Source organism: Pseudoalteromonas sp. UBA2102 (assembly GCF_002331165.1).
Classification (GTDB): Bacteria; Pseudomonadota; Gammaproteobacteria; order Enterobacterales; family Alteromonadaceae; genus Pseudoalteromonas; species Pseudoalteromonas atlantica.
This window is the reverse complement of record NZ_DCYU01000109.1, coordinates 1-5,921: the sequence shown is the minus strand read 5'-3', so window position 1 is coordinate 5,921 and position 5,921 is coordinate 1. Positions and strand designations below refer to the sequence as shown.

Below are 5,921 nucleotides of genomic sequence, written 5' to 3'. Positions count from 1 at the left end.
GATTGGCTTTAGGGTTCGTTATGAATTTACACGCCAGTTTGCGCCCTATATTGGCGTTGAATGGAGCAATAAATTTGGCAATACAGCCGACTATGCCACATCAAGTGGACAAAGTAGCAACAACACCGCATTTGTTGCGGGTATTAAATTTTGGTTTTAATCATTTTAAATAAGAGGTAATTATGAAGTTTTTTAATTCTGCAGTAGCCATTTTAGGTTTAGTGCTTACATTTTCCGCATCAGCGCATATATCACTCAAGCAATCAACACCTGCGCAAGAAGCCATGTTAATGAAAAGCCCAGAGCAACTTTCGTTAACTTTTGGTGGTGAAGTAAGGCTAGCAAAAGTCATCATCAAAGATGAAAAAAATAAATCAATAAACTTTGATTTCAAACCCAGCGCCACCCCAAGCACAGACTTTAATTGGTCATTACCGAGCCTAGCCCAAGGCACTTACACGGTTAAATGGACAGCACTGGGTGGTGATGGACATAAAATGACCGACACGTTTAGATTTATGGTACACAAAAGTGAATCGCATAAGATGATGCAAGAACAATCTAATACCCACAGCAAACATAATCATTAAGTAGCAACATAATGCAATTAAGTGAATGGTCAGTACTCTTACTATTATTAAAACTAGCAAGCTATATAGCAATTGCAGGGCTTGCGGGCACTTTATTAATGCGCTTTATGTGTGGCAACAGCAATGTTGCAGGGCATCAGGTAATTAGCTTTTATCAGTTCTTAAAACGTTGGCAAATTACGTGTGTAGTTACAGGTAGTATTGCTGCACTTTTACAAGTACCAATAGAAGCTGGAGCAATGGCTGAATCAGGCTTTATGGGAATGTTTGACCCCTTTATGCTTGAAATTATTTGGCAATCAGTCATAGGTGACCAAGCAACGTTTAGAATACCAGCGCTTATTATTGCTCTAATTAGCGCATGTATGTGGAGTGTGGAATCAGATGATAACGTAGCAGGTTATAAAAACGGTGCCGTTATACTAATCATGCTTGGGTTTATCGCTTATAGCTTCACTTTTACTGGGCACAGTGCAAATGAAAATGGGTTAGTGAAAAGTATTTTAACCTTTCACCTTATTGCCATTGCGAGCTGGTTAGGGTCATTGTGGCCGCTTTACAAAAGCTGCACTTTACTACCTACCAGTGAAGTAAAGCGGTTAATGCATTACTTTGGTCAACTCGCTATTGTTATTGTATTTGTACTACTTATTTCGGGCTTAACTCTGCTCCTGCAGTACCTAGAGTCACTTTCTGCATTGTTTACATCAAATTATGGGCAACTAATTTTATTAAAGCTGTTACTCGTCAGCGCGATGCTGTTACTAGGTGCATGGCATAAGCTTTTTTTAGTCCCGCAAATCACTCAACAACACCATATAAGTATATTAAAACGCTCGATCACTGTTGAAATATTAATTGCCCTATTTGTACTTATTACAACAAGTGTATTTACAACACTTGTTGGTCCGCCTATTTAACGATTAATAAAAAAGGAAAATGTATGTTAATTAAATCCTTTAATTTAAAAATTTTATTGCTACTAATTTTTAGCACTGTTAGTTCTTTTACTGTTAGTGCACATGACGATGAAAAATATTCAAAAAAAGGCAAGGCCTTTGTCAATGTTGATAGCGAGGCTGCAAAAACAGTCAGCCTATTTCATGCATCTCTAAAACAAGGCAATCGCGAAGCTGCACGTAAATTACTGGCCGACGATGTCATCATTTTTGAAGGCGGAAGTGTTGAGCGTTCTGCAGATGAATACGCGAAACATCATATGATAGCGGATATGAAATTCTTAAGTGCTGTTAATAGTGAACTACTAGAGCATCAAGTTTACACAAATGGAGACATAGCTTACTCAATTTCAAGAAGTAAAACTCAAGGAAAGTACAAAGGAAAAGATATTAAGTCTATGGGAATGGAATCAATCACATTAAAAAACACCGATACAGGTTGGAAAATCACTCATATTCATTGGTCAAATTAAGGAGTTAACAATGCGAGTAATCTACATTACCTCAGCGTTATTTTTATCATTAACTATGTCATTTTCGGCGATAAGTATCTAAAAACAACATAAAGCATTAATAACTTATGAGAATTCAGAAAAACCTAAAATTGAGCTTACCGTTTATAAAAGTAATAATTGTGGATGTTGTAATAAGTGGATTGCTCATTTGAGCGAAAACAATATTCAAACAAAAGCAATTAACGTCAATGACATGGGGACGATTAAATCTCAGTATCAAGTAAAACCAAATATGCGGTCATGCCATACAGCCGTTTCAGCCGATGGATTTGTATTTGAAGGTCATGTTCCCGCCAAACATATAAAACAGTTTTTAGCTGAACAACATCCTGAAAAGACGATAGGGCTCTCTGTTCCCTCTATGCCTGCTGGTACGCCAGGTATGGAAATGGGCGATCGCTTTTATAAATATAATATTGAAATGCTTACGCACGATTTACAGCAGAATACTTATAAGCATATTAGCAAATACGCTGAGCAGTTTTAACACTTATGGCACAACTCTTGATGTAATATTAAACATTGATTCAATGATTAAATATATAGTGGGTTTACGCCTAATAACCTGTAAGAATTACCCATTGGTATAAATAATATACAAAGTAAATGATAAAAAGGAGCCATCTAATGTCGCAGTATTTAAAGTTTTTCTTAATGATAGCCACATCAACATTAGTCATGTTTGTACTGATGTATTTGAATACTTATCAGCTAAGTCATGTTTTTTTTAGTGAAACTCGCACTTATATGGCGCTTTATATGGGAGCCATGATGGCAGTGATAATGCTACTTTTCATGCTCAATATGTATAAAGATAAAAAGAAAAATATAACAGTACTCATTGCTAGTGTTACCGTATTTGCGGGAAGTTTATTTTTAGTTCGATCACAAGCGACTGTTGATGATAGCTCATGGATGTCGGCGATGATCCCACATCATTCAATTGCAATACTCACCAGTGAAAGGGCAAAAATCAAAGATAAGCGAGTCCAAGAGCTTGCAACAAATATTATTGAGGCACAGCGTCGTGAGATTAAAGAAATGCAGTGGTTACTAAAGGATATAGAGAAAAATGGCCTAGCAGAAACTCAGGAGCAAGCACAATCTAGGACCGTACCGGATTTTAATGCTAAGTAAAATTTTATACCAATACATAAAAGGGAGCTAAACATGAGTAAATCAGCCCAACTTTTTAGAATGGCCACAGATGAGCATATTTGCCCGTTTGGTTTAAAATCAAAAGACCTACTAGAGCGAGAGGGATATACAGTTGATGATCAGCTATTAACTTCTCGAGAGCAAACAGATGAATTTAAAAAACAACACAGTGTAGAAACTACACCTCAAACATTTATTGATAATAAACGTATAGGTGGCTATGACGACTTACGCGATTACTTTGATAAGCCAAAAGCTGGGCAAGAAGGTACAACTTACACGCCCGTGATTGCGATTTTTTCGGTTAGTTTTTTGCTTAGTGTGGCATTTAGTTTTGCAGCGAATAATAGCTTATTATCAATGCAAACCGCTGAACTATTTGTAGCCCTAACAATGGCAGTGTTAGCAATACAAAAGCTTCAAGACTTATTTAGCTTTACTAATTCATTTATAACCTATGACTTAGTCGCTATGAAAGTAGTCAGGTACGCCTATGTTTACCCATTTTTAGAAGCATTTGTTGGCATTGGAATGATAGCCGGATTACCAGCCTATATTATTGCCCCTATTTCATTGTTCATAGGTGGGGTTGGTGCTGTTTCAGTGATAAAAGCAGTCTATATAGATAAACGAGAGTTAAAATGTGCGTGTGTAGGCGGTGACAGTAACGTACCACTAGGGTTTATCTCCCTAACAGAAAACCTGTTTATGATCGCTGCCGGTATTTGGATGTTTGTTAAGTAAACAACAGCTTTAATTTAAAAACATGATGATGTACTAGTGTGATTACCAAGGGATTATGTCGCTCTAATTACCGAGCGACTTTGTCGTAAATAGCATATCAGCTGTACTAGCTCATATCAGATCTTACAGTTTAAGTGAATAAGTTTAGACTTCATCAGGCAGACTGCTATGAGCGAGAAGCAGACGTCCATACAAACTCGTTTTTGGACATAAATACGTTAGAGTATCTAATCAGTAACGTCCTTTGTTGAAGCGTTTGTTAGGATTCTCTTCGACTAGGGTGAACTTTTTCTTTCAATATAGTAGTCAATTGCGCAAGGTTTAACGGCTCATAAGACAAAGTTTGTCTTATTGGTTCAAATGCACTTAACATTCTTTTATGACCGTCAATTGAAGGGCAATGACTATTGAAGCTCCGACCACTAAACTCTTGAAATCTTTCCAATTCGTTAACTAGAAACATTGCTGTTCCCATATACTCAGTTTCATTATTACCATCAAAACCAATGAATTTGGGGTCTTTACCAAAATAAGGAACGTCAGATTCTAGTTTGGCTTTTTCTTCTTCGTTCAGCTTGCTATAGGCGTGTTCTATAAAGCTCCACATATCTAAAATATCAACAACCTCTTTAACAATTTCAGGATCGTCCGACTCTTCAAATGGAATGCCACTGTATTTCCATTTTACGCCCCATAGTTGATCACTGAAAATAGCTGATTTAATAAAATCTGGTTCTATTTCACCTTTAACATCTAATTTTTCATAAAGCTCGCTAAGCATTAAAACAATTAATTTTTCGCCGTCTGATAATTTCATAGTTTTTCCTTTACTTTTTCCTTAAGCCCGTTCTTTTTTTTCATCGGAAAGCTGTTTAACAAAGGGCATAAAGTTTTGAATTTTGTAGTAGATACTTTTGCCATAATTTTTTTTGTCTTCAAAATTAATTGCTTCAGACAATGATTCAATGTCATCTTTTAAATCATTACAAAGTTCTTTTGCTTTGTTCTCAAAAAAATCAGTGAAATGACCGCTTTGTTCAAAAATGAAACTAGCATACACCTCAACTTCTTTTGCAATATCAGCGCAGTTAACTCCCTTGAGAAGTTTGGCATTACATGAAGGACCGACTTTTGACACAACAGATAAAACACGCTTTGTTTCGGAGTGAACTTGCGATACTTCAACCATTTTTCTACGGCTTATAAGTTCATCACGAAGCTTTTCTGCTTTACTGGCTGCGTTTACCGATTTCTTAGCTTCGACAAATGCCCATACAGCACCACCTATTGAAGCGATAGATCCGATTATTGAAATGACACTTTCCATGCTCAAAATTTGACACCTTTCTCCGTGAAGCCTAACGGCGTATTACCGAAAATTCCCGTTAACACTCAATGTGTCAATTTCCAGAATTATCAAAATACGATTTTTATTAATTTAATTATTAATAACTTACACATAGCCTAAAGGAATTACAATTTTTTTAGACTCTCCTATAACCGAGAATTTACTTATTCGAGAATGGGTAAAAGTACATTACGAAAACACGCATAAAAAATAGCTTTGAAATTAACAACTTAAATTTTATGAAAATTTTAACGAGAAGCTAATTATATTACATAACAAGAATTGATTATTTATTCATTCATTAATACTTTGAATACCTGCTTCGCTCAAAGCTGTCCTTAGAGTATTTACGTTAACTCGTCTTGGGGCAAAAACGAGTTGGACTGCCGAGCTTTCATTAGATACCTACTTATAATCTTAAAGTACAAAACGGAAGTAAACTTCCGGTTTCTAACCCAATATTGCTATATTTCGGAAGCAAACTTCCGTTTATAGGGATTCAAAGGTAGTTATCGGAAATATACTTCTGTTTTTTGAAAGCGTTAACCTAGATAGCTATATGAGCCATTTTTTGGGTCTTATTTGAGCGAAAAGCAGACATTGACCG

At 36.1% G+C, this 5,921-nt stretch carries 9 protein-coding genes; 7 read left to right on the top strand and 2 right to left on the bottom strand.

What is annotated here, in order from left to right; translation table 11 throughout:
* The 7 genes from B2R65_RS14930 to B2R65_RS14900 form a co-directional block, all read left to right on the top strand.
* A partial coding sequence (locus B2R65_RS14930) for a copper resistance protein B (protein ID WP_286744003.1) occupies nt 1-160 on the top strand: 160 nt, incomplete at its 5' end.
* 22 nt (nt 161-182) lie between these two features.
* Nucleotides 183-590, top strand: a complete 408-nt coding sequence (locus B2R65_RS14925; RefSeq protein ID WP_008109924.1) for a copper resistance CopC family protein — start codon at nt 183-185, stop codon at nt 588-590.
* Nucleotides 591-601: 11 nt separating this feature from the next.
* Nucleotides 602-1,510 carry a copper resistance D family protein gene (locus B2R65_RS14920; RefSeq protein WP_286743998.1) on the top strand — a complete coding sequence of 303 codons (909 nt, stop codon included), beginning with the start codon at nt 602-604 and terminating at the stop codon, nt 1,508-1,510.
* A 23-nt stretch (nt 1,511-1,533) separates the two neighbouring features.
* On the top strand, nt 1,534-2,022 hold the full coding sequence (locus B2R65_RS14915) for a YybH family protein (protein ID WP_008109928.1): 489 nt from the start codon (nt 1,534-1,536) through the stop codon (nt 2,020-2,022).
* A 190-nt stretch (nt 2,023-2,212) separates the two neighbouring features.
* Complete coding sequence (locus B2R65_RS14910) at nt 2,213-2,551, top strand: DUF411 domain-containing protein (protein WP_273611188.1); 339 nt, start codon at nt 2,213-2,215, stop codon at nt 2,549-2,551.
* A 140-nt stretch (nt 2,552-2,691) separates the two neighbouring features.
* A complete protein-coding gene (locus B2R65_RS14905) occupies nt 2,692-3,201 on the top strand; it encodes a DUF305 domain-containing protein (RefSeq protein WP_024032683.1) in 510 nt (169 codons plus the stop codon).
* 33 nt (nt 3,202-3,234) lie between these two features.
* Nucleotides 3,235-3,966, top strand: a complete 732-nt coding sequence (locus B2R65_RS14900; RefSeq protein WP_273605393.1) for a glutaredoxin — start codon at nt 3,235-3,237, stop codon at nt 3,964-3,966.
* Between the two features lie 259 nt (nt 3,967-4,225).
* Here the strand turns inward: B2R65_RS14900 and B2R65_RS14895 are convergent, their stop codons facing one another.
* Nucleotides 4,226-4,783: a YfbU family protein gene (locus tag B2R65_RS14895; protein ID WP_055011429.1), complete on the bottom strand. Its 558-nt coding sequence runs from the start codon at nt 4,781-4,783 to the stop codon at nt 4,226-4,228.
* A gap of 21 nt (nt 4,784-4,804) precedes the next feature.
* The gene (locus B2R65_RS14890) at nt 4,805-5,293 is read right to left on the bottom strand and encodes a hypothetical protein (RefSeq protein WP_055011428.1); all 489 of its coding nucleotides are present in this window, start codon (nt 5,291-5,293) and stop codon (nt 4,805-4,807) included.
* Nucleotides 5,294-5,921: the final 628 nt, after the last annotated feature.

Bases quoted from the DNA above. Each gene is read 5' to 3' on its own strand.
- B2R65_RS14925 (WP_008109924.1), top strand. From the start codon at position 183: ATGAAGTTTTTTAATTCTGCAGTAGCCATTTTAGGTTTAGTGCTTACA.
- B2R65_RS14920 (WP_286743998.1), top strand. From the start codon at position 602: ATGCAATTAAGTGAATGGTCAGTACTCTTACTATTATTAAAACTAGCA.
- B2R65_RS14915 (WP_008109928.1), top strand. From the start codon at position 1,534: ATGTTAATTAAATCCTTTAATTTAAAAATTTTATTGCTACTAATTTTT.
- B2R65_RS14905 (WP_024032683.1), top strand. From the start codon at position 2,692: ATGTCGCAGTATTTAAAGTTTTTCTTAATGATAGCCACATCAACATTA.
- B2R65_RS14900 (WP_273605393.1), top strand. From the start codon at position 3,235: ATGAGTAAATCAGCCCAACTTTTTAGAATGGCCACAGATGAGCATATT.
- B2R65_RS14895 (WP_055011429.1), bottom strand. From the start codon at position 4,783: ATGAAATTATCAGACGGCGAAAAATTAATTGTTTTAATGCTTAGCGAG.
- B2R65_RS14890 (WP_055011428.1), bottom strand. From the start codon at position 5,293: ATGGAAAGTGTCATTTCAATAATCGGATCTATCGCTTCAATAGGTGGT.